This is a genomic window from Streptomyces violaceusniger Tu 4113 (genome assembly GCF_000147815.2).
Lineage (GTDB): Bacteria > Actinomycetota > Actinomycetes > Streptomycetales > Streptomycetaceae > Streptomyces > Streptomyces violaceusniger_A.
The window spans coordinates 8,943,742-8,966,576 of sequence record NC_015957.1 but is presented as its reverse complement, the minus strand read 5'-3'; the positions used below and the strand labels follow the sequence as shown (position 1 = coordinate 8,966,576).

General features: G+C 71.7%; 16 protein-coding genes. 15 read left to right on the top strand and 1 reads right to left on the bottom strand.

Annotation, left to right across the window (positions count from 1 at the left end):
- The first annotated feature begins 94 nt into the window (after nt 1-94).
- The 12 genes from mreC (at nt 95) to STRVI_RS55755 (ending at nt 16,904) form a co-directional block, all read left to right on the top strand.
- Entirely contained in the window at nt 95-1,039 is a 945-nt protein-coding gene (gene mreC, locus STRVI_RS37045; protein WP_014060692.1) for a rod shape-determining protein MreC, read from the top strand.
- Nucleotides 1,040-1,045: 6 nt separating this feature from the next.
- Complete coding sequence (mreD, locus tag STRVI_RS37040; RefSeq protein ID WP_043241082.1) at nt 1,046-1,756, top strand: rod shape-determining protein MreD; 711 nt, start codon at nt 1,046-1,048, stop codon at nt 1,754-1,756.
- A 60-nt stretch (nt 1,757-1,816) separates the two neighbouring features.
- Entirely contained in the window at nt 1,817-3,961 is a 2,145-nt protein-coding gene (gene mrdA / locus STRVI_RS37035) for a penicillin-binding protein 2 (protein ID WP_014060690.1), read from the top strand.
- Nucleotides 3,962-4,234: 273 nt separating this feature from the next.
- Nucleotides 4,235-5,368: a rod shape-determining protein RodA gene (gene rodA, locus STRVI_RS37030; protein ID WP_251982988.1), complete on the top strand. Its 1,134-nt coding sequence runs from the start codon at nt 4,235-4,237 to the stop codon at nt 5,366-5,368.
- A gap of 35 nt (nt 5,369-5,403) precedes the next feature.
- Nucleotides 5,404-7,032: a CYTH and CHAD domain-containing protein gene (locus tag STRVI_RS37025; RefSeq protein ID WP_014060688.1), complete on the top strand. Its 1,629-nt coding sequence runs from the start codon at nt 5,404-5,406 to the stop codon at nt 7,030-7,032.
- 71 nt (nt 7,033-7,103) lie between these two features.
- Nucleotides 7,104-9,026 (top strand): TIGR03960 family B12-binding radical SAM protein, encoded by a 1,923-nt coding sequence (locus STRVI_RS37020; protein WP_014060687.1) that lies wholly within the window; start codon nt 7,104-7,106, stop codon nt 9,024-9,026.
- A gap of 149 nt (nt 9,027-9,175) precedes the next feature.
- A complete protein-coding gene (locus STRVI_RS37015) occupies nt 9,176-9,952 on the top strand; it encodes a TIGR03936 family radical SAM-associated protein (protein WP_043237134.1) in 777 nt (258 codons plus the stop codon).
- A 222-nt stretch (nt 9,953-10,174) separates the two neighbouring features.
- Nucleotides 10,175-14,263, top strand: a complete 4,089-nt coding sequence (locus STRVI_RS37010) for an Rne/Rng family ribonuclease (RefSeq protein ID WP_014060685.1) — start codon at nt 10,175-10,177, stop codon at nt 14,261-14,263.
- Nucleotides 14,264-14,505: 242 nt separating this feature from the next.
- Nucleotides 14,506-14,826 carry a 50S ribosomal protein L21 gene (gene rplU, locus STRVI_RS37005; RefSeq protein ID WP_014060684.1) on the top strand — a complete coding sequence of 107 codons (321 nt, stop codon included), beginning with the start codon at nt 14,506-14,508 and terminating at the stop codon, nt 14,824-14,826.
- Between the two features lie 14 nt (nt 14,827-14,840).
- On the top strand, nt 14,841-15,098 hold the full coding sequence (gene rpmA / locus STRVI_RS37000) for a 50S ribosomal protein L27 (RefSeq protein WP_014060683.1): 258 nt from the start codon (nt 14,841-14,843) through the stop codon (nt 15,096-15,098).
- A gap of 139 nt (nt 15,099-15,237) precedes the next feature.
- Nucleotides 15,238-16,671, top strand: a complete 1,434-nt coding sequence (gene obgE / locus STRVI_RS36995; protein WP_014060682.1) for a GTPase ObgE — start codon at nt 15,238-15,240, stop codon at nt 16,669-16,671.
- 107 nt (nt 16,672-16,778) lie between these two features.
- Complete coding sequence (locus tag STRVI_RS55755; protein WP_286012070.1) at nt 16,779-16,904, top strand: hypothetical protein; 126 nt, start codon at nt 16,779-16,781, stop codon at nt 16,902-16,904.
- A 152-nt stretch (nt 16,905-17,056) separates the two neighbouring features.
- Here STRVI_RS55755 and STRVI_RS36990 read toward each other — a convergent pair whose 3' ends face one another.
- Entirely contained in the window at nt 17,057-19,168 is a 2,112-nt protein-coding gene (locus STRVI_RS36990) for a hypothetical protein (protein WP_014060681.1), read from the bottom strand.
- A gap of 306 nt (nt 19,169-19,474) precedes the next feature.
- Here STRVI_RS36990 and proB point away from each other — a divergent pair, with 306 nt between their 5' ends.
- From proB to STRVI_RS36975, 3 genes are all read left to right on the top strand, one after another.
- A complete protein-coding gene (gene proB / locus STRVI_RS36985; protein WP_014060680.1) occupies nt 19,475-20,677 on the top strand; it encodes a glutamate 5-kinase in 1,203 nt (400 codons plus the stop codon).
- 269 nt (nt 20,678-20,946) lie between these two features.
- Complete coding sequence (locus STRVI_RS36980) at nt 20,947-21,408, top strand: hypothetical protein (RefSeq protein ID WP_014060679.1); 462 nt, start codon at nt 20,947-20,949, stop codon at nt 21,406-21,408.
- 91 nt (nt 21,409-21,499) lie between these two features.
- Nucleotides 21,500-22,798, top strand: coding sequence for a glutamate-5-semialdehyde dehydrogenase (locus STRVI_RS36975; RefSeq protein ID WP_014060678.1), 1,299 nt, complete (start codon nt 21,500-21,502; stop codon nt 22,796-22,798).
- The last annotated feature ends 37 nt before the right edge of the window (nt 22,799-22,835 follow it).

Below are 22,835 nucleotides of genomic sequence, written 5' to 3'. Positions count from 1 at the left end.
ATATACAGGCATAAGGCTCCCCAGGACCGGCCGGTCACCACATCACCGGCACCGGCACCGGTCCGACTTCGACGAGGAAGGCACGTCGCCGCACGTGAGGGACACACGAGAGAGCCGGCTGCTCCTGGTGCTGCTGGTCGCCATCGCGTTCGCGCTGATCACGGTGGATATCCGCGGCGGCGAGGACTCACCCCTCGACGGCGCCCGTCAGGCCGCCGCTTCCGTCTTCGGGCCTGTGGAGGACGGCGTCGCGACCGCCGTCGACCCGGTCGGCAACGCCGTCGCGGCCGTACGGGAATCCGGTGACCGGCACGACCGGGTCCGCCGCCTGGAGGAAGAGAACACCAAACTCAAGCAAAAGCTCGGCAACGACTCCCGTAACCGCGCCCGCTCGGCCGAGCTCGACAAGCTGCTCAAGACCGCGGGCGCCGGTCAATACGGCATCAAGGGCGCCCAGGTCATCGGCATCGGCGCCGCCCAGGGCTTCTCCTGGACCGTCACCCTCGACATCGGCAGCAACGACGGCGTCCGCCGCGACATGACCGTCATCAACGGCGACGGGCTGGTCGGCCGGGTCACCACCGTCGGCTCCTCGACGGCGACCGTGCTGCTCGCCATCGACCCGGACTTCACCGTCGGCACCCGTATGGAGGGGTCGGGCGAGCTCGGCTTCGCCACCGGGCGCGGCGACCGCTCGCTCCATGTGCAGCTCCTCAACGGCAAGGCCCGGATCAAGCCGGGCGACCGGATGGTCACCTTCGGCTCCCAGGCGGACAAGCCGTTCGTCCCCGGAGTCCCGGTCGGCAAGGTCGTGCGCGTCGACCCCACCGGAGGGGATCTCACCCGCACGCTTCAAGTGCGCCCGTACGTGCGGTTCAGCAAGCTGGACATCGTCGGGGTCGTCGTCCAGCCGCCGCGCGGCAACCCGCGTGACACCGTGCTGCCGCCCAAGCCCGCGAAGCCCAAGCCGACGCCCACGGTCACCGTCACGGCCAACCCCTCCGCCACCGCCACGAGCCCGGCCGCCAACAGGAGCTGACCGATGCTGCACCTCAACCGGATCGTCCTGTCGACCTGCCTGGTGGTCTTCGCCCTCGTCGTCCAGATCTGTGTGCTGGCCCGGCTCCAACTGCCCGGCGCCGTCCCGGACCTGCTGCTCCTCGTCGTGCTCGGCCTCGCGCTCGTCTACGGCCACACCGGCGGTGCGCTCATCGGCTTCGCCGCGGGGCTGCTCGCCGACCTCGCCCCGCCCGCCGACCACGCCGCCGGCCGCTATGCCCTGGTGCTGTGTGTCATCGGCTATCTGGCGGGGCTCGCCAAGCCGGAGTCCGGCCAGCTCAGGTCGGCCACCGGGCCGATGCTGGTGGTCGTGGCGGCGGCCATCGGCGCCACGCTGCTCTACGCCGGGGTCGGCATCCTCGTCGGCGACGACGCGGCCCGTCAGGTGGGCCTGGGCAAGCTGCTGTTCACCGCGGCCCTCTACGACCTGCTGCTGGCACCCTTCACGGTGCCGCTGATCATGGGGCTGGCCAGACGGAGTGAGAACGATCCGATGGCCGACAGCGCGGGCGGCGGCGGTGAGAGCCCGTCCCGCTGGATCAGCACGGCGGGCGGCGTCAGCACCGGCCGGGTCGGCCGGATGAGCCGGCTCAAGCGTCCGGGCCGGGCGGCCCGGATCGGCAGCCAGCGCGGCGGGCTGCTGGCCCGCACCGGGAAGAACAGGACGGCACGCATCAAGGGGGTCAAGCGCCTGTGAGCCCCGCCGCCCTCCCGCCTGTCGCCCTCCCCTTGCCCACCACCGCCCTCAGGGGATGCCATGAGTAATATCCCCGAGACCGGACGGACCTCCCGGGTCACCATCCGGCTCGTCGGCCTCCAGATCCTGGTCTTCTCGCTGCTGCTGACCCTCGGCGGGCGCCTGTGGTACCTGCAGATCCGCAACGGCGACGAGTACACCGCCGAAGCCGCCAACAACCACGTCCAGCAGGTCGTCCACCCCGCCGTGCGCGGCTCCATACTGGACGCCCGCGGTGTGCCGCTCGCCGACAACGAGACCCGTCTGGTCGTCTCCGCCAGCCGCACCGAGCTGATGAAGATGCCGGACGACGGCAAGGCCGCCCTCACCCGCCTGGCCGATGTCCTGGGCATGAAGCCCAAGGACGTCATGGACAAGGTCCGGCTGTGCGACGCCAAGACCCCGCAGCCCTGCTGGAACGGTTCCCCGTACCAGCCCATCCCGATCACGGACGAGGCCAGCGCCAAGCAGGCGCTGCAGATCCGCGAGCGCGAAGAGGACTTCCCCGGCATCAGTGCCGAGCCCACCGCCGTGCGCCGCTACGCCGCTCCCGCCGGTTCCAACGCCGCCCAGGTGCTCGGCTATCTCTCCCCGGTCACCGATGAGCAGGTGAAGGAGGCCGAGCACACCAAGTCGCCCCTGCTCCGCTCGGACCAGGTCGGCAGCAACGGCCTCGAGCGCCAGTACGACAGCGAGCTGCGCGGCAAGGCCGGGGTGACCCGCTATGAGGTCGACAACCTCGGCCGCGTCATCGGTCAGCGGGAGAGCCAGCGGGCCCGTCCCGGCGGCAACGTCGTCACCAGCATCGACTCGCGCGTCCAATCGGTCGCGGAGAAGGAGCTGGAGCAGGCGATGCGGGACGCCCGCAAGCAGCACGACCGGAACACCGGCACCAACTACAAGGCGGACTCCGGCGCGGTCGTGGTCATGGAGGCCAAGACCGGCCGGGTGGTGGCCATGGCGTCCAACCCGTCGTACGACCCCAACGCCTGGGTCGGCGGCATCTCCGGCAAGGACTACAAGCAGCTCACCGGCAAGAAGTCCAACTACCCGCTGCTCAACCGGGCGATCCAGGGCCAGGCGGCCCCCGGTTCGATCTTCAAGGTCGTCCCGACGACCGCCGCGATCAACGCCGGGTACTCCTTCAACGGGCCGTATCCCTGCACCAGCTCGTTCAACATCGGCAGCCAGGTCTTCAAGAACTTCGAGTCCGAGAACTACGGCGGGATCAGCCTCGGCCGCGCGCTGGAGGTCTCCTGCGACACCGTCTTCTACCACCTCGCCTACGAGCAGTGGAAGAAGGACGGCGGCAACAAGCCCAAGAAGAAGCCGGGGGACTGGTTCTACCGGACCGCCCACCAGTTCGGCCTCGGTAAGGAGACCGGCATCGACCTCCCCAACGAGGTCACCGGCCGGGTCCCGGACCGCCAGTGGAAGAAGGACTACTGGAAGGCCAACAAGGACGCCTGGTGCAAGACCGGCAAGAAGGACGGAAGCTACGGCCAGCGGATCGCCTACGAGAACTGCCTCGAGGGCATGAAGATGCGCGCCGGTGACTCCGTGAACTACTCCATCGGCCAGGGCGACACCCTCGTCACCCCGATCCAGATGGCCACCATCTACTCGGCCATCAGCAACGGCGGAACGCTCTACAACCCGACCGTCGGCAAGGCGATCGTCAGCCCCGACGGCAAGGACGTCCAGGAGATCAAGCCGGAGTCGCACGGCAAGCTGCCGATGAAGGGCCAGACCCGCGAGAAGATCGACAGCGCGCTCGCGGGCGTCGCCACCCGGGGCACCGCCGCCTGGCGGTTCCAGGGCTGGCCGCAGGACAAGATCCCGATGCACGCCAAGACCGGTACCGCGGAGGTCTACGGCAAGCAGACCACCTCGTGGTTCGCGACGTACACCAAGGACTACTCGATCGTCATGACGATCTCCCAGGGCGGTACCGGCTCCGGGGCCTCCGGCCCGGCGGTACGCAAGATCTACAACGCGCTGTACGGGGTCGACGCCAAGGGCGGCATCGACAAGAAGAAGGCGCTGCTGCCCCAGCCGCAGGCCAACCTGCCGAAGATCTCCTCGGACGGCTCCATCGAGCCCCAGCCCCTGGGCAAGCGGTTCGAGGCGGCTTCGCGTGAGCGGCGGCGGGGAGCGAATTCGTGAGCGACGCACGCGCGGCCGCCGGGCCGCGGATGACGATGCAAGCCGCGCCTCTGCGCCGCGCGGGCGGAGAAGTGAACAGGAGGCAGGCGTGAGCGACGCGCGCGCGGCCGCCGGGCCGCAGATGACGATGCAAGCCGCGCCTCTGTGCCGCGCGGGCGACAGTGGCATGAGCCGCTGCCGCGGCGGGGCGAACAGGAGGCAGGGGTGAGCGCGTCCACGCACGGATACTCCGTCCGGCGCTTCACCCCGGAGCGCGGTACCTGGAGCAAGCTCATGGCGCGCGACTCCGTCGTGCGCCGCCTCGACTGGGTGCTGCTGCTCACCGCGTTGGCCCTGTCCGCGATCGGCGGGGCGCTCGTCTACTCCGCCACCCGCAACCGCACCGAGCTGAACGGGGGCGACCCGTACTCCTTCCTGGTCCGGCACGCCCTCAACACCGGCATCGGGCTGGTGCTCGCCATCGGCACCGTCTGGCTGGGCCATCGCACCCTGCGCGGCGCGGTCCCGGTCCTCTACGGCCTGTCCGTCGTCCTCGTCCTCGCCGTGCTCACCCCGCTGGGCTCGACGATCAACGGGGCGCACGCGTGGATCGTGGTCGGCGGCGGATTCTCCCTGCAGCCGGGCGAGTTCGCCAAGATCACGATCATCCTGGGCATGGCGATGCTGCTGGCCGCGCGCGTGGACGCGGGTGACCGGCTCAACCCCGACCACCGGACCGTCGTCCAGTCGCTCGGCCTGGCCGCACTCCCCATCGCGATCGTGCTGCTGATGCCGGACCTCGGCTCGGTGATGGTCATGGCGGTGATCGTGCTCGCCGTGCTGCTCGCCTCCGGCGCGTCCAACCGCTGGATCGCCGGACTGATCCTCACGGCCGTGGTCGGCGCGCTGCTCATCTGGCAACTGCACGTCCTCGACCAGTACCAGATCGACCGCTTCGCCGCCTTCGCCAACCCCGCGCTCGACCCGGCCGGGGTCGGCTACAACACCAACCAGGCGCGGATCGCGATCGGCTCGGGCGGTCTCACCGGTAAGGGGCTCTTCCACGGCACCCAGACCACCGGTCAGTTCGTCCCCGAGCAGCAGACCGACTTCGTCTTCACGGTCGCGGGGGAGGAGCTCGGCTTCCTCGGCGCGGGCCTGATCATCGTGCTGCTGGGGGTCGTGCTGTGGCGCGCCTGCCGGATCGCGCGCGACACCACGGAGCTGTACGGGACCGTCGTCGCGGCGGGGATCATCGCCTGGTTCGCCTTCCAGTCGTTCGAGAACATCGGGATGACGCTGGGCATCATGCCGGTGGCCGGTCTGCCGCTGCCGTTCGTCTCCTACGGCGGAACCTCGATGTTCGCCGTATGGATCGCGATCGGGCTGCTGCAGTCCATCCGAGTGCAGAGGCCCGTCTCCGCTTAGGGCTGATTGGCCCGAGTTCGGGTACGTGACATCACATGGTGGACACGAAGCAGGAGATAGAACGCAAGTATGAGGCCACCGCCGAAGAAGCCGGTCCGTCCGGGCGGCCCGACCTGCCGGGTCTTCCCGAACTGACCGGGGCGGGTCCGGTCGCGACCGTGGTGAGCCGAGGTGTCGCGACCCTCGAGGCCACCTATTACGACACCCCCGGGCGAAGGCTGCTGGCCGACGGCATCACCTTGCGCCACCGCACCGGCGGCGCCGACGAGGGCTGGCATCTGAAGCTGCCCGTCGGCCCGGACACCCGGGAGGAGCTGCAGGCGCCGCTCGGCGTCGAGGTGCCGGCCGAGATGGCCGCGCTGCTGCGCTCGCGGGTCCGCCACGATCCGCTGCGCCCGCTCGCCCATCTGCACACCGAGCGGGACCGTAAGGATCTGGTGGACGCCGACGGCACCGTGCTCGCGGAGGTGTCCGTCGACCGCGTCACGGCCCGGCGGCTGGCGCCCGAGGAGAGCGAGCCGGTGCGGTGGACCGAGGTCGAGGTCGAGCTCGCCGAGGGCCGGGGCCACGATCAGCGGCTGCTCGACGCGGTCGAGGGGCGGCTGCGCGACGGCGGTCTGCACCGCGCCGACAGCCCCTCCAAGCTCGCCAAGGCCCTGGCCGAGACGGAGAAGGTCGCGGTCGCGGTCGAGACCGGCGGAGACGGGCCCGGCCGGTCCGGGAAGCCCGCGAAGAGCGCCCGTCAGGTCGAGCAGGCCGCGTCGGCGGTCCGGCGGCCGCTCGGCGCCGACGATGTCGTCCTGGACTACGTACGCCGTCAGATCGACGCCCTGGTGCGGCTCGACCCCGCCGTGCGCAGGGACCTGCCGGACGCGGTGCACCGGATGCGGGTCGCCACCCGCCGGCTGCGCAGCGCCTTCCGCTCCTACCGCAAGGTCCTGGACCGTACGGTGACCGATCCGATCGGCGACGAGCTGAAGTGGCTGGCCGGTGAGCTCGGCGTGGAACGCGACCGCGAGGTGCTCACCGAGCGGCTCGAAGGCCGTCTCGCCGAGCTGCCGGACGACCTCCGGCTCGGCCCGGTGCGGAACCGGCTGGACCACTGGTCGCAGGGGCGCCGCGACGGCGCCCGCGCGGCCGTCCTGGGCGCGCTGGACAGCGAGCGCTATCTCACGCTCCTGGACACCCTCGACGCCCTGGCGGCCGCTCCGCCGCTGCGCCCCGCCGCCGCCAAGCCGGCCGAGCAGGTGGTCGTGGGGGCCGTGCTGCGCGACTACGAGCGGCTCGCCACCCGTATGACCACCGCCCTGGAGACGCCCCCGGGGCCGGACCGCGACGTGGCCGTCCATCAGGCCCGTAAGGCCGCCAAGCGCGTCCGCTACGCCGCCGAGACGGCCCGGCCCGCGCTCGGCAAGCCCGCCAAGAAGTTCGCCCGCCGTATGCAGTCCGTACAGGACGTGCTCGGTGACCACCAGGACAGCGTCGTCGCGCGCGAGGCGCTGCGGGCGCTGGCCACCCAGGCCCACGGCGCGGGGGAGAGCGACTTCACCTTCGGGCTGCTGTACGGCAGGGAGGAGGCGCGGGCCGCCGCCCGCGTGCGTGAGCTGCCCGGCCTGTGGGCCGATGTCTCCCGTAAGAAGCACCGGGCGGCCCTGGAGGCGTAGATCCGTGGCGAGGGAGTCCGGCGCGGCAGGTAGGCTAGAGGGTCACCCTGTCAGCTTCACGAAAGTCCGCGATGTCTGTCGAGTCGGTCTTCCCACAGCTCGAGGCCCTGCTGCCGCATGTGCAGAAGCCTATCCAGTACGTAGGTGGCGAGCTCAATTCCACTGTCAAGTCGTGGGAGAGCTGCGACGTCCGCTGGTCGCTCATGTACCCGGACGCCTACGAGGTCGGTCTCCCCAACCAGGGCGTCATGATCCTTTATGAGGTCCTCAACGAGCGCGAGGGTGTGCTCGCCGAGCGCACCTACAGCGTGTGGCCGGACCTCGAGGAGCTGATGCGCGAGCACAAGGTGCCGCAGTTCACCGTGGATTCGCACCGCCCGGTGTCCGCGTTCGACTTCCTCGGCGTCTCCTTCTCCACCGAGCTGGGGTACACCAACCTGCTCACCGCACTCGACCTCGCCGGGGTCCCCCTGGACGCCGTGGACCGCACCGAGGACCACCCCGTCGTGGTCGCGGGCGGCCATGCCGCGTTCAACCCGGAGCCGATCGCCGACTTCATCGACTGCGCGGTGATCGGCGACGGTGAGCAGGCCGTGCTCGACATGACCGCGATCCTCCGCGCCTGGAAGGCCGAGGGCCGCCCGGGCGGCCGCGATGAGCTGCTCTTCCGTCTCGCGCGTACCGGCAGCGTCTACGTCCCGAAGTTCTACGACGTGGAGTACCTGGCCGACGGGCGGATCGCGCGCGTCGTGCCGAACCGCTCGGGCGTGCCGTGGCGGGTGTCCAAGCACACCGTCATGGACCTCGACGAGTGGCCCTACCCGAAGCAGCCGCTGGTGCCGCTGGCCGAGACCGTCCATGAGCGGATGTCGGTGGAGATCTTCCGCGGCTGCACCCGAGGCTGCCGCTTCTGCCAGGCGGGCATGATCACCCGCCCGGTGCGCGAGCGGTCGATCACCGGGATCGGCGAGATGGTCGAGAAGGGGCTGAAGGCCACCGGTTTCGAGGAGGTCGGCCTGCTGTCCCTCTCCTCCGCCGACCACACCGAGATCGGCGACGTCGCCAAGGGCCTCGCCGACCGGTACGAGAAGGACAAGATCGGCCTGTCCCTCCCGTCGACCCGGGTGGACGCCTTCAACATCGACCTCGCCAACGAGCTGACCCGCAACGGGCGCCGCTCGGGCCTCACCTTCGCCCCCGAGGGCGGCAGTGAGCGCATCCGTAAGGTCATCAACAAGATGGTCTCCGAAGAAGACCTCATCCGTACGGTGGCCACCGCGTACGGCAACGGCTGGCGGCAGGTGAAGCTGTACTTCATGTGCGGTCTGCCCACCGAGACCGACGACGATGTGCTGCAGATCGCCGACATGGCGACCAAGGTCATCGCCAAGGGCCGTGAGGTGTCCGGCAAGAACGACATCCGCTGCACCGTCTCGATCGGCGGTTTCGTCCCCAAGCCGCACACCCCCTTCCAGTGGGCCCCGCAGCTCAGCGCCGAGGAGACCGACGCCCGGCTGGAGAAGCTGCGCGAAAAGATCCGCGGCGACAAGAAGTACGGCCGCTCGATCGGCTTCCGGTACCACGACGGCAAGCCCGGCATCGTGGAGGGTCTGCTCTCGCGCGGCGACCGCCGGGTGGGCGCGGTCATCCGCGCCGTCTACGAGGACGGCGGCCGCTTCGACGGCTGGCGTGAACACTTCTCGTACGACCGGTGGATGGAGTGCGCCGAGCGGGCCCTGCCCCAGTTCGGCCTCGACCTCGACTGGTACACCACACGCGAGCGCACCTACGAGGAGGTCCTGCCCTGGGACCACCTCGACTCGGGCCTCGACAAGGACTGGCTGTGGGAGGACTGGCAGGACTCGCTCGACGAGACCGAGGTCGAGGACTGCCGCTGGACCCCCTGCTTCGACTGCGGCGTCTGCCCGCAGATGCAGACCGAGATCCAGATCGGCCCCACCGGCCGGAAGCTGCTGCCGCTGTCGGTGAAGTAGCCGTCCGGCGGCCTTCCGTCACCGGGGTGCCCACAAAGTAGGCTGGAAGAGACCGGGGTCCTGCGGCCCTGGTGCTCGACCGCAAGGAAGTACAAGGAGACAGTCCCCTGGGCAAGCGACAGCCCGAAGGCCCGCCGCCCGCTCCCGCGGTGCAGCGCATCCGTTTGCGTTACACCAAGCGCGGCCGCCTCCGGTTCACCAGCCACCGCGACTTCCAGCGCGCCTTCGAGCGGGCGCTGCGCCGCGCCGAGGTGCCGATGGCCTACTCGGCGGGCTTCACCCCGCATCCGAAGGTGTCCTACGCCAATGCCGCACCCACCGGCACCGGCAGCGAGGCGGAGTACCTGGAGATCCAGCTGACCGAGGCGCGCGACCCCGAGAAACTCCGGGCGCTGCTCAACGAGTCGCTGCCCGCGGGGCTCGATGTGATCGAGGCCGTGGAGGCCCGCACCTCGGGGCTCGCCGACCGGCTGCAGGCGTCCGTATGGGAGATCCGGCTCGACCAGGTCGCCCAGGCGGACGCCGAGCGTGCCGCCGCAGCCTTCCTCGAGGCCGACACGGTCGAGGTGGAGCGCCGGACGAAAAACGGGTTGCGAACCTTCGACGCCCGTGCGGCGGTGGCCCGGCTGGAGGTGCTTCCGCCTCGGGCCGATAGGCCCGGAGACGCTGGCTGTGCGATACTGCGGCTGGTGGTACGGCATCTGACACCTGCCGTGCGACCCGACGACGTCCTGTCCGGTCTCCGCGCTACGGCCGACCTGGCGCCGCCGGTCCCCGCAGCGGTGACCAGGCTGGCGCAGGGGCTGCTCGATGAGGAGTCCGGCACGGTGACCGACCCGCTCGCGCCCGATCGCGAGGCAGTTCAGGCCGCCCCAACCACGGCCGCCGAGCTGACCGCCGCGATGGCGCCGGGAGGTTCCGCGTAGGGCCGCCGTCGATGCGCCGCCGATGCACTTGGGAGCCACCCGGGTCCGGCTGGCGCACTGACCAGGAGACTTTCGCCGGTCCCGACATATTCGGTCCCGGTGAGCGAGACGACAGCTCCCGTGCGGCGACCGCGCCCCGGGCGGCGGCACACGCGCACAGTGCGCGGGTGGCCGGCCGGAGGCAGGCGCGGCGCCCGGGAGCGTGACGGGAGAAACGCCCGCATGCTCGAACCAATTGAGCCGACCCAACCTGTCCAGCCCCTTGAGCCGTCCGCGCCGCGTGCCGCGGCGCCCGGGGATCCCATCGAGAGCACGCCCAGCGACACCCTGCCGCCGCGCCGCCGCCGTGCGGCCTCCCGCCCGGCCGGTCCGCCGGTCGGCGGGGTGAGCGGCGCCGAGGTCACCACGCCCACTTCGCCGGCCATACCGGCTGATCAGATCGTTGCCATCGCCGCGTCCGAGGCCGCTTCCGAGCCCGTCGCCGCCGGTGCCGCCATGGTCACCGCGAGCGGATCCGCATCCGGGTCCGACACCGAATCCGCCGCTCCACCCGCCCGTACGCGGCGTCGGGTGGCGCGCAAGGCGACGGCTCCGGCGGGTTCGCCGGAGGCCGCGGAGACCGTGCTGACGGCCGATGCCGGCCGTGGTGGCGAGGAGCCCCAGGCCGCCGTCGAGCCCGTGGCGGAAGCCGCCCCCGAGGCCGCTCCGCCCGCCCGTGCGCGTCGCCGTGCGACCCGTAAGGCGACCGCTCCGGCGGGTGCGCCCGCGGAGGCGGAGGCCGTGGCGCCGGACCAGGGCATGGAGCCTGAGCAGGCCGAGGAGCCCGCTGCGGCTCCGGAGGCCGAGGCGGAGACCGCGCCCGCGGCCCCTGCCCGTACGCGCCGTCGTGCGAGCCGTAAGGCCACGGCCCCCGCGGGCTCGCCGCAGGCGGAGGCCGCCGACGCGGACGCGTCGTCTGCGGCGGCCGCTGGTGGCAGTGGTGACGAGGCCACGGCCCCAGCCGCAGTCGCAGCCGATGCCCCGGCCGATGAGGCCCCGCGTACCCGTGCGCGTCGTCGTGCGACCCGTAAGACCACCGCTCCGGCGGGTGCGCCCGCGGAGGCGGAGGCCGTGGCGCCGACGGAGCCGGACGAGGCCGCGGAGGCCGAGGCCGAGGCGGAGACCGTGCCCCCGGCGCCCGCCCGTACCCGTCGCCGTGCGAGCCGTAAGGCCACCGCCCCCGCCGGAACGCCCGCGGAGGCCGAGGCCGCCGAGGAGCCCGCCGCCGAGCAGCGGGGCGAGAGCGCCGAGGAGCCCGCCGGTGCGCAGGCCGAGGAGGCGCCGCGTGGCCGCACCCGCCGCCGCGCCACCCGAGGCACCGCCGCCGAGGAGCCGAGCAGCGCTCCGGAGCCGCAGACCGCCGAGGCCGAGGCCCCGGCCGCCGAGGCCGAGCCGGAGCCCGCGCCCCGTTCGCGGCGCCGGGCGGTCCGCCCGCCGACGGCCGTGTTCCAGGCACCCGTCTTCACCGAGCCGGTCTTCCAGACGCCGGAGAGCGCCGCCGCCGAGGCCGCCGCCGCGCTGGAGGAGACCGAGGAGGAGGAAGAGGAGCAGCCGACGGCCGAGGAGACCACCCAGGCCGTCGAGCCCGAGGCGCCCACCGGCCGCCGTCGGCGCCGCCGCCGTGGCGGTGAGCCCGCCGAGGAGCAGCCGGAGGCCGAGGAGACCGAGGCCGTCGAGGCCGAGTCCGGTCAGCCCGAGGGCGAGCACGGCGATGAGGAGCAGGGCGACCGTCCGGCCCGTCGCCGCCGCCGGGGCGGACGGCGTCGCCGCCGGGGCGAGACCGCCGAGGGCGAGGGCGCCGAGGGGCGTTCCGAGGCCGAGACCGGTGAGCGGTACGACGACGATTCGGCCGCCGAGGGCGAGGGCGCCGAGGAGCAGGGCGAGGGCCGGGACGAGGTGGACGCCGAGGCCGGTGAGCACGGTGGCGGCAGCGCCAGCAGCCGTCGTCGCCGGCGGCGCCGCCGGCGCAGCGGCGACGCGGTCGAGGCGGAGGCGGGCGGTGACGACCCGGAGCGTACGGTCGTCAAGGTCCGCGAGCCCCGGGAGCCCCGTGAGCGGCGCGGCAAGGAATCCGAGTCCAGCGCCGACGAGGTGCAGTCGATCAAGGGATCGACGCGTCTCGAGGCCAAGAAGCAGCGCCGTCGCGAGGGCCGTGAGCAGGGCCGCCGCCGCGTTCCGATCATCACCGAGGCCGAGTTCCTGGCCCGCCGCGAGGCGGTCGAGCGGGTCATGGTCGTCCGGCAGAACGGCGACCGTACCCAGATCGGCGTGCTGGAGGACGACGTCCTCGTCGAGCACTTCGTGAACAAGGAGCAGGCGACCAGCTACGTCGGCAACGTCTACCTGGGCAAGGTCCAGAACGTGCTGCCGTCGATGGAGGCCGCCTTCGTCGACATCGGCAAGGGCCGCAACGCCGTGCTGTACGCGGGCGAGGTGAACTTCGGGGCGCTGGGGCTCTCCAACGGGCCGCGCCGCATCGAGACCGCCCTGAAGTCCGGCCAGTCCGTCCTGGTGCAGGTCACCAAGGACCCGATCGGCCATAAGGGCGCCCGGTTGACCAGCCAGGTCTCCCTCCCGGGCCGCTATCTGGTCTATGTGCCCGAGGGCTCGATGACCGGCATCAGCCGCAAGCTGCCCGACACCGAGCGGGCGCGGCTGAAGCAGATCCTCAAGAAGATCGTCCCCGAGGACGCGGGCGTGATCGTCCGCACCGCCGCCGAGGGGGCGAGCGAGGACGAGCTGTCCCGCGACGTCGCCCGGCTGCAGGCGCAGTGGGAAGAGATCAAGAAGAAGTCGAAGAGCGGTAACGCCCCGTCGCTGCTCTACGGCGAGCCCGACATGACCGTCCGGGTCGTCCGCGACATCTTCAACGAGGACTTCTCCAAGGTCATCGTCAGCGGTGACGACGCCTGGGAGACCATCCACGGCTATGTCTCGCATGTGGCGCCCGACCTCGCGGACCGGCTCCAGAGGTGGACCTCGGACGTCGACGTCTTCGCCACCTACCGGATCGACGAGCAGCTGATGAAGGCGCTGGACCGCAAGGTCTGGCTGCCCAGCGGTGGCTCGCTGGTGATCGACCGGACCGAGGCGATGATCGTCATCGACGTCAACACCGGCAAGTTCACCGGCCAGGGCGGCAACCTGGAGGAGACGGTCACCAGGAACAACCTGGAGGCGGCCGAGGAGATCGTGCGCCAGCTTCGGCTGCGTGACCTCGGCGGCATCATCGTGATCGACTTCATCGACATGGTGCTGGAGTCCAACCGGGATCTGGTGCTGCGCAGGCTGCTGGAGTGCCTGGGCCGGGACCGTACGAAGCACCAGGTGGCGGAGGTCACCTCGCTCGGCCTGGTCCAGATGACCCGTAAGCGGGTCGGCCAGGGGCTGCTGGAGTCCTTCTCCGAGTCCTGTGTGCACTGCAACGGCCGCGGCGTGATCGTCCACATGGACCAGGCGTCGGCCGCCGGCGGCGGTGGCGGCAAGCGCAAGAAGAAGAAGTCGGCCGGTGGCGCCCAGCAGCCGGCCGAGCCGGAGCAGGCCGCCGTGGCCGAGCCCGAGGACGTCACCGAGGCGGCGGCCGAGATCGCGGCGGAGGCCACCCAGCCGAGGCCGGAGCCCGAGCCGGTCTTCGCGGCCGACGAGGAGCTGTACAGCAGCGCCGCGGAGGCCGAGGCCGCCGCGACCCGTGGGCGTACGCGCCGCCGTGCCACCCGTAAGGCGTCCGCCCCGGCGGGCGCGCCGAAGGCCGCCAAGGAGTCGGAGGGCTCGGTGGTCGTGGTGGCCGACGAGCCGAGGGAGGCGTCCAAGGCGGAGCCGGAGGCGGTCGCCGAGGCCCCCGCTTCCGCTCCCGTCGAGGAGCCGGAGTCGGCGGCGCCGCTGGAGGCCGTTCCCGCGCCGCGTACGCGTCGTCGGGTGACCCGTAAGGTGACCGCCCCCGCGGGCTCGCCGACGGGCTCCGAGGAGGCGGCCGTGGTGGTCGTGAGCGCGTCTTCGGCGGAGTCGGAGCCCGAGCCGAAGGCGGAGGCGGCGCCCGAGGGCGAGGCCGAGTCCGAGGCGCCGGCGAAGAAGACCGCCCGTAAGGCCGCCAAGAAGGCCCCCGCCAAGAAGACGGCGGCCAAGAAGACCGCCGAGAAGAAGACGGCGGCGAAGAAGACGGCGGCCAAGAAGACCACGGCGAAGAAGACGACCGCCAAGAAGACGGCGACGAAGAAGACCGCGGCGGCGGAGCAGCAGACTCCGCAGTCGGTCTCGGCCGCCGCCGACGACTGACCCGGCCGTACGGCCGACCGGGGGCACCCTGCCACGCGGCAGGGTGCCCCTCCGGGCTCTGGTAGCCTTAACCTTCGGCGTCTATACGCCAAACCCCTGAGCACATCCCTTCCGCTTCGCCGGAAGAGGCCGTTCGGCCGATGGTGAATCGCATGAATCACTCGGTTGTCACGACCCCCCGTGGGCCGTGTTGGGCGGCTGGCATCAGAGGTCCTGATTTCTAGCGAGAGAGTGAGAACCGCGTGTACGCAATCGTGCGCACCGGCGGCCGCCAGCAGAAGGTGGCCGTGGGCGATGTCATCGAGGTCGACCGTCTGGCCAGCAACAAGGTCGGCGACACCGTCGAGCTCTCGACTCTGCTCGTTGTCGACGGCGATGCCGTCACCAGCGACCCGTGGGTGCTGGCCGGCGTGACGGTTCACGCCGAGGTCGTTGATCACCACAAGGGTGAAAAGATCGACATCCTGAAGTACAAGAACAAGACCGGTTACCGGAAGCGGATCGGCCACCGCCAGCTGCACACCGCGCTGAAGATCACCGGCATCGACTCGGCTGCGAAGTAAGGGACTGAGGAGAGATGGCACATAAGAAGGGCGCATCGTCCACTCGGAACGGTCGCGACTCCAACGCCCAGCGGCTCGGCGTCAAGCGCTTCGGCGGCCAGACCGTCAACGCGGGCGAGATCCTGGTCCGCCAGCGCGGCACGCACTTCCACCCGGGCACGGGTGTCGGCCGCGGCGGCGATGACACGCTGTTCGCGCTGGCCGCCGGTGCGGTGCAGTTCGGCACCAGCCGGGGCCGCAAGGTCGTGAACATCGTCCCCGTCGCTGAGTAATCAGCCCGGGCGATATCGCACAGCCTTTCCGAGGGCGGACCGCTCTTCCCGTGACGGGAAGCGGGTCCGCCCTCGGCGCGTTACGAGCGTGAGGCACATCAGAACACCCCTGAATCTGCATTAACTGGAGGCACCCGTCATGACCACCTTCGTGGACCGCGTCGAACTGCACGTCGCCGCGGGTAACGGGGGCCACGGCTGCGCCTCCGTGCACCGCGAGAAGTTCAAGCCGCTCGGGGGGCCGGACGGGGGCAACGGCGGCCGTGGCGGCGATGTGATCCTGGTCGTGGACCAGTCGGTCACCACGCTCCTCGACTACCACCACAGCCCCCACCGCAAGGCCACCAACGGCAAGCCCGGCGAGGGCGGGAACCGCTCCGGCAAGGACGGCACCGATCTGATCCTGCCGGTCCCGGACGGCACCGTCGTCCTAGACAAGCAGGGCAACGTCCTGGCCGATCTGATCGGGCAGGGCACCACCTACATCGCCGCCCAGGGCGGCCGCGGCGGCCTCGGCAACGCCGCGCTCGCCTCGGCCCGCCGTAAGGCCCCCGGCTTCGCGCTGCTGGGTGAGCCGGGTCACGCCGGGGACGTCGTCCTCGAGCTCAAGACCGTCGCGGACGTGGCCCTCGTCGGCTACCCGAGCGCCGGCAAGTCGTCGCTGATCTCGGTGCTTTCGGCGGCCAAGCCGAAGATCGCCGACTATCCGTTCACCACGCTGGTGCCCAACCTCGGTGTGGTCACGGCCGGTTCGACCGTCTACACCATCGCGGACGTCCCCGGCCTGATCCCCGGCGCCAGCCAGGGCAAGGGCCTCGGCCTGGAGTTCCTGCGCCATGTCGAGCGCTGCTCGGTGCTGGTGCATGTGCTGGACACCGCGGCCCTGGAGTCCGAGCGCGATCCGCTGACCGACCTCGATGTCATCGAGGCGGAGCTGGCCCAGTACGGCGGTCTGGGCGACCGGCCGCGGGTCGTCGTGCTCAACAAGGTCGACATCCCCGACGGCCAGGACCTCGCCGACATCATCCGGCCCGAACTGGAGGCCCGCGGCTACCAGGTCCTCGAGGTCTCGGCGGTCGCCCATCTCGGCCTCAAGGAGCTGTCCTTCGCCCTGGCGCAGATCGTCGCGGAGGCGCGGGCGGCCAAGCCGCAGGAGGAGGCGACCCGGATCGTCATCCGGCCGAAGGCCGTGGACGACGCGGGCTTCAAGGTCGTCGCCGAGGAGGGCTTCTACCGCGTGCTGGGCGAGAAGCCCGAACGCTGGGTCCGCCAGACCGACTTCGCCAACGACGAGGCCGTCGGCTACCTCGCCGACCGCCTGGCCCGCCTCGGCGTCGAGGAAGAGCTGGTGAAGGCGGGCGCCCACTCGGGCGACGAGGTCGTCATCGGCCCCGTGGACGACGCGGTCGTCTTCGACTGGGAGCCGAGCCTCGCGACCGGCGCCGAGATGCTGGGCCGCCGTGGCGAGGACCACCGATTCGACGCCCCGCGTCCGGCCACTCAGCGGCGGCGCGAGCGGGATGTCGAGCGGGACGAGGCGGAGGAGGAGTACGACGCCTTCAAGCCGTTCTGAGGGGTGGCGGACCGTGCCGGGCGGGAGCCCCGCTCCCCGGACGGAGTCCGGGCGGCCTCCCGAAGCCTGTGAGGCCCGCCAGGGCCGAGCATCGCGAGGGGGCCATCGTGAGGCCGGCCCACCGCTTCGACGGCCCGCGTCCGGCCGCGCAGCGGCGTCGTGAGCGGGATGTCGAGCGGGACGAGGCGGAGCAGGAGTACGACGCGTTCAAAACCGTTCTGAGGGGCGTGTAGCCGCCCCCCCGGCCCCCACATGGGCTCTGAGCGGTCTGGGCGGGCGTCTCCGCGCCGCTTGGCAGGTGGCATGGCGAAGGGCCCGGGAGGGATCTCCCGGGCCCTTCGCCATGGCTCTCGGCGGTCGCGCTCAGCCGCGCGTCCGGCCGGTCTCAGACCGTCGCGGTCTCCTCCGGCTCCGGCGAGCCGGACTCCAGCTCCATCTCCTCCGCCGCGTCCCGGGCCTCACGCTGCGAGGGGATCTCGTCGGACAGCCGGGTGGCCATCCGGGCCCGGCGCTCGTCGGCCTTGTCGCACAGCTCCTGCGTGGCCTGGTTGAAGCGCACCAGCGACGGCGGGTCGGACGGGCCGAGCAGATGCACCTTCAGCTCGGCGCGGGCGGCCGCGAGGGTGTCCTTCTCGGGGTCGCGGACGGCTTCCAGCAGTCCGGCCATGCCCTTGGCCTTTGGCGTGAGGATCGTAGCGGCGCGCACCGTCGGGAAGCCCGCCCGGAACTCTTCCTCCGTCATCCCGCTGGTGTTCGCCACCGCGTACGGCTTCTCGCTCGTCAGGTAGTCCGAGACCACGCTGGAGACATCGCTGATCAGCACGTCGGCCTGGTTGAAGCAGGTGAAGATCGCCGGACGCGGACCGGTGATGATCTGGTGCTCCCAGGCCGGCAGCGAGGCCCAAAAGGCGCTCTCCCAGGCGGTCGTCGCCGCGGCGACGACCGCCGCGCGGTCGCCGTCCGGGGCACCCTGGAGCTTCATGCGCTCGATCTCGTCCGCGCTGGGGCGGAAGGCGGTGCTGGTGAGCCGGTTGAGCTCATCGGCGCGGCGGGCCAGCTCGGCGGCGGCCTCCGGGCCGGGGCGGTCGCCGGTGCGCTTGGTGTTCGCCTCGGCGATCATCGCCCTGATGCGGTCGTTGGCGCGGCCCGCGCGCGGGTCCACCGAGCCGGTCATCGGGTGCGGCTTGTACAGCAGGCGCACCTTGGGGTCGGTGAGCAGCTCGCGGACGATGTTCTCACCGGCCAGGATCACCGAGGTGTTGCCGGGGTTGCCGTCCCAGCCCTCCCAGGTCGGCGCGTACAGCACGGTGGTGAGGTGTTCCGTACCGGCTCCGCCGAGGGCGCCGGTGGGCACGCCCGCGTAGGGGCGGATGGGGGCCAGTTGCGGTCGGCCGACCTCCACGACGTCCTTGTCCTCGACGCCGATGTCGGCGAGCTGGTAGCGCTCGCGCGCCGCCGGACCCGCGACCCACACCTCGTCGTACGCCTTGGCGTACGGGTTGCAACTGGAGAGCTTGTCGCTCTCGCCGTGGTTGATGAAGGCGTGCTTGATCGAGGGGATGCGCAGCACCTGCGAGGTCTTGCCGGAGTTGGCCGGGTGCAGCAGCACCTTGAGCGTCGAGTGCTCCAGACGCATCAGATGCGCCACCTTGGGCAGGCAGACGACCGGCACGTCCGTCGCGTCGATCTTCTGCACCATGAACCGCTCACGGAGCACGATGATCGGCTTGCCGTCGAGCGCGGCGAGCGTGGAGAGCCACATGTTCGCCTGGTACGCCGAGGAGTTGCCGCCGGAGAAGTACATGCCCACGGTCGGCTGGTAGTCGGCCAGCCACTTGTCGAGCCACCGCAGGGCCGCGGCCTCGTTCGCCACGCGCTTGCGCGGCAGCATCCAGGTGCCCAGGTGTGCCGTGCCGCCGATGCCGATCAGCAGCGCGATCGCCAGACCGGCACCGCCCCAGACGGCGTCCTTGGTGCCGGCGGTGATCAGCAGACCGGCGGTGGCCGGCGCGGCCAGACGCAGCAGACGGCGCCCGTGCTGACGGGCGAACAGCCGCGGCGGTGCCTGGTTCAGGCGCAGCGCGGACGCGTCGATGTTGCGCGTGACGAACGGAAGCTGCCGGCTCCGGCGGACCAGGATGGCCGCCGCCTGGCAGGCGAAGTGCACCAGGTAGAACAGCAGCATCCCCACGGTCAGGGGCGCCTGCTCGTGCAGGGGATTGATGCCCTCCATGCGCAGCAGCCCGACCATGATGAGCATGTCGCGGAACAGCTGGCGCACCGTGACGTCAAGGCGGATCTTGCCCAGCAGCGACAGCAGACCGGGCTGCTTGTGCTGAAGGAAGAGATCGAGCGCGAGACCGCACGCCGAGGCGGCGATGAAAAGCGGTACGTTCGGAAGCACGGCGCCGACGAGCTGTGTGGCAAAGAACACGAGCATCGCGAGCAGCGCCGCCAGCTGTACGACCCGGCGTGGGGCGATTCCGGCAGAGGGCACGGGGTGGGCTCCTGGCAGGAGGGCGAGGGACTGACGGGGGGACCCCTGACCGTATGCCGACGCCCCGCCCGGTGACAATCCGCGCCGGTGCCAACCGGTCGCAATCGGTGTCAATGGTCACCCGAGGGGCCCGCCCGGGTGCTCGCGCCGGTGCGTGGGGCGGTGTGCGCGGATGGTGTCCGGGGGGTGAAATGCCGAGGCGGGCCGGGGCTCGTCTGTCGTAGATTGCCCACTTGTCATGATGAGTGTGTAGGGCATGCGTTTCTTCGGGACGTGTGGTGAGCCGGGGACGAGCAGGGGAGCGGCGTGGCGGAGCAGGACGGGTCGGCCGTACGGGACGAGGTGGCCGCCGCCCGGAGGATCGTGGTCAAGATCGGTTCGTCCTCCCTCACCACCGCGGCGGGGGGGCTGGACGCGGACCGTGTGGACGCGCTGGTCGATGTGCTCGCCAAGGTGCTCGACGGCGACGGTAAGGGCGACGGCGGCAGGGACGGCGACGGTAAGGGCGGCGACGGCAAGGGCGGCGCGAACGGCAAGGAGATAGTGCTGGTCTCCTCCGGTGCCATCGCGGCCGGGCTGGCGCCGCTGGGCCTGGACCGGCGCCCCCGCGACCTCGCCCGCCAGCAGGCGGCCGCGAGCGTCGGGCAGGGGCTCCTGGTGGCCCGCTACACCGCCTCCTTCGCGCGCTACGGGCGCCGGGTCGGCCAGGTGCTGCTCACCACGGACGACACCAGCCGCCGCGCCCACTACCGCAACGCCACCCGCACCCTGGACCAGCTACTGGCCATGGGCGCGCTGCCGATCGTCAACGAGAACGACACGGTGGCCACGGACGAGATCCGGTTCGGTGACAACGACCGGCTCGCGGCCCTGGTCGCCCATCTCGTACGGGCGGATCTGCTGGTGCTGCTCTCCGATGTGGACGGCCTGTACGACGGGGACCCCAGGACCCCCGGCACCTCCCGGATCGAGGAGGTCCGGGGCCCCGAGGACCTGGACGGTGTCTCCATCGGCAGCGCGGGCCGCTCCGGGGTGGGCACCGGCGGCATGGTCACCAAGGTCGAGGCGGCCCGGATCGCCACCGCGGCCGGGGTCCCGGTGGTGCTCACCTCCGCCAGCCGGGCCGGTGACGCCCTGCTCGGCCGCCGTACGGGCACGTTCTTCCACCGCACCGGCCGCCGCTCCGCGAACCGGCTGCTGTGGCTCGCCCACGCCTCCGCGCCGCGTGGCGCCCTGACCCTGGACGACGGCGCGGTACGGGCCGTCGTGGAGCGGCGCACCTCGCTGCTGCCGGCCGGGATCGCGGCCGTGGAGGGCGAATTCACCGCCGGTGACCCGGTCGAGCTGCGGGACGCCCAGGGCCGCCCCGTGGCCCGTGGGCTGGTGAACTTCGACGCCAAGGAGATTCCCCAGTTGATCGGCCGCTCGACCCGGGACCTGGCCCGGGAGCTCGGCCCGGCCTACGAGCGCGAAGTGGTCCACCGCGACGACCTCGTCCTCCTGGACTGAACCGCTCCGGCGGCCCGAGCGCCCCGGCGGGGCACCTCCCGGCGGTAGCCGGGGGAGAACCGAGCCCGCAAAAACAGCCACCTCCGAAAAACCTCAAAAGCGCCCCGCGGGCGGGCGAGGGCTGGTCAACTTTGTTCAACGGGGTCGCGCGGGGCAGCGCGCCGGCTGTGGGAGACGCGGCGGAGACCGAGCGGAACGCCGCGGCCATGGCACCGTCACGAGTGCTCCGCCCGCGCGTGAGCGGAGCAGCGAGTTACAGGAGGCCGCCGGTGAGACGAGGGCGCCCGGGGGCGTCGCCCAGAGGGGCGGCGGAGCGCACCCTGACCAGTGTCGGAGCGGGCGACGCCGCGACCGGCGACGCCGTGGCACACGCCGCCGAGCGTGGCGAGGCGTCCCGGCTGTGGTACATCACCCTCAGTGTCTCGGGGAGCGAGGCGCCGCTGCGGGAGGTCCGCAGGGCCCTGGAGCAGCTGGCCCATGACCATCCGTTCCTGCTGACCAGCCGCTATGCGGTCGATCACGCCGAGATCCGCTACTGGGAAGAGGCCCGTGATCTGCACGACGCCGCGGCGGTCGCGTTGCGGCTGTGGGGTGAGCACCGGGCCTCGGCCAAGCTGCCGCCCTGGGAGATCGTGGGGCTCGAGGTCATCGACCGTGATACGTACCACCAGCGGGTCGCGGAGGGGTACGGGCCGCCACCGGCCTCCCCGGTGGGCGTGCATCCGTTCTGAGGAAGGATGTGCGGCGCCGGGATATGAGAATGCCATCTCGAACTGCGGAACAGCGCGCGGCTTCGGCCCGTCGGCTCAGTACGCTTCGTGCATGACCAGCGCACCCACGTCGCCGCTCACCGACCCCTGGCCGAAGTCCCCGGTCCTCCAGGCCGCCTACCGGTCCCGGGCCGCGGCCGCCGATCTCGCGCCACTGCCGCGCGCCGTCAAGGACGACGCGCTGCTCGCGATGGCCGACGCCCTGGAGGTGCGCACCAAGGAGATCGTCGAGGCAAACGCGGCCGATGTGGAGCGGGCCCGCGAGGCCGGCACCAGCGACGCCATCGTCGACCGGCTGACGCTCACCCCCGAGCGGGTGCGGGCCATCGCCTCCGATGTCCGCGATGTGATCGCGCTGCCCGACCCGGTCGGCGAGGTGCTGCGCGGCTCCACGCTGCCCAATGGGATCGACCTGCGCCAGGTGCGCGTTCCGCTCGGTGTCGTCGGGATCATCTACGAGGCCCGGCCGAACGTGACGGTGGACGCCGCGGCGCTCTGCCTGAAGTCGGGCAACGCGGTGCTGCTGCGTGGCTCCTCGTCGGCGTCCCACTCCAACGCCGCGCTGGTGAGGGTCCTGCGCGACGCCGTCGGCGGCGCGGGGCTGCCCGCGGACGCGGTACAGCTGGTCCCGGGCGAGAGCCGGGAGTCGGTGCGTGAGCTGATGCGCGCCCGCGGCCTGGTGGACGTGCTGATCCCGCGCGGCGGCGCGTCCCTCATCCGTACGGTCGTCGAGGAGTCCACGGTCCCGGTCATCGAGACCGGCACCGGCAACTGCCATGTGTACGTGGACGCCGACGCCGACCTCGACATGGCGGTCGCGATCCTGGTGAACTCCAAGGCCCAGCGGCCGAGCGTGTGCAACGCGGCGGAGACGCTGCTGGTGCACCAGGACATCGCCCCCCGGTTCCTGCCCCGCGCCCTGGAGGCGCTGGCCGAGGCGGGGGTCACGGTCCACGCGGACGAGCGCGTCATGGCGCTCGCGGAGGGCTCCAAGGCCACGGTGGTCCCGGCGGTGATCGACGACTGGGAGACCGAGTACCTCTCGTACGACATCGCGGCGGGCGTCGTGGACTCCCTGGACGCCGCGGTGAGCCACATCCGCCTGTGGTCCTCCGGGCACACGGAGGCCATCGTCACCAACTCCCAGCAGGCCGCCCGCCGCTTCACCCAGCTCGTGGACTCCGCCACGGTCGCCGTGAACGCCTCCACGCGGTTCACCGACGGCGGGCAGTTCGGCTTCGGCGCCGAGATCGGCATCTCCACCCAGAAGCTGCACGCCCGGGGACCCATGGCGCTGCCCGAGCTGACATCGACGAAGTACATCGTCACCGGCGACGGCCACACCCGCTGACTCACCCGTTCGGGGGGTACCCGATTCCCGGCGGCGC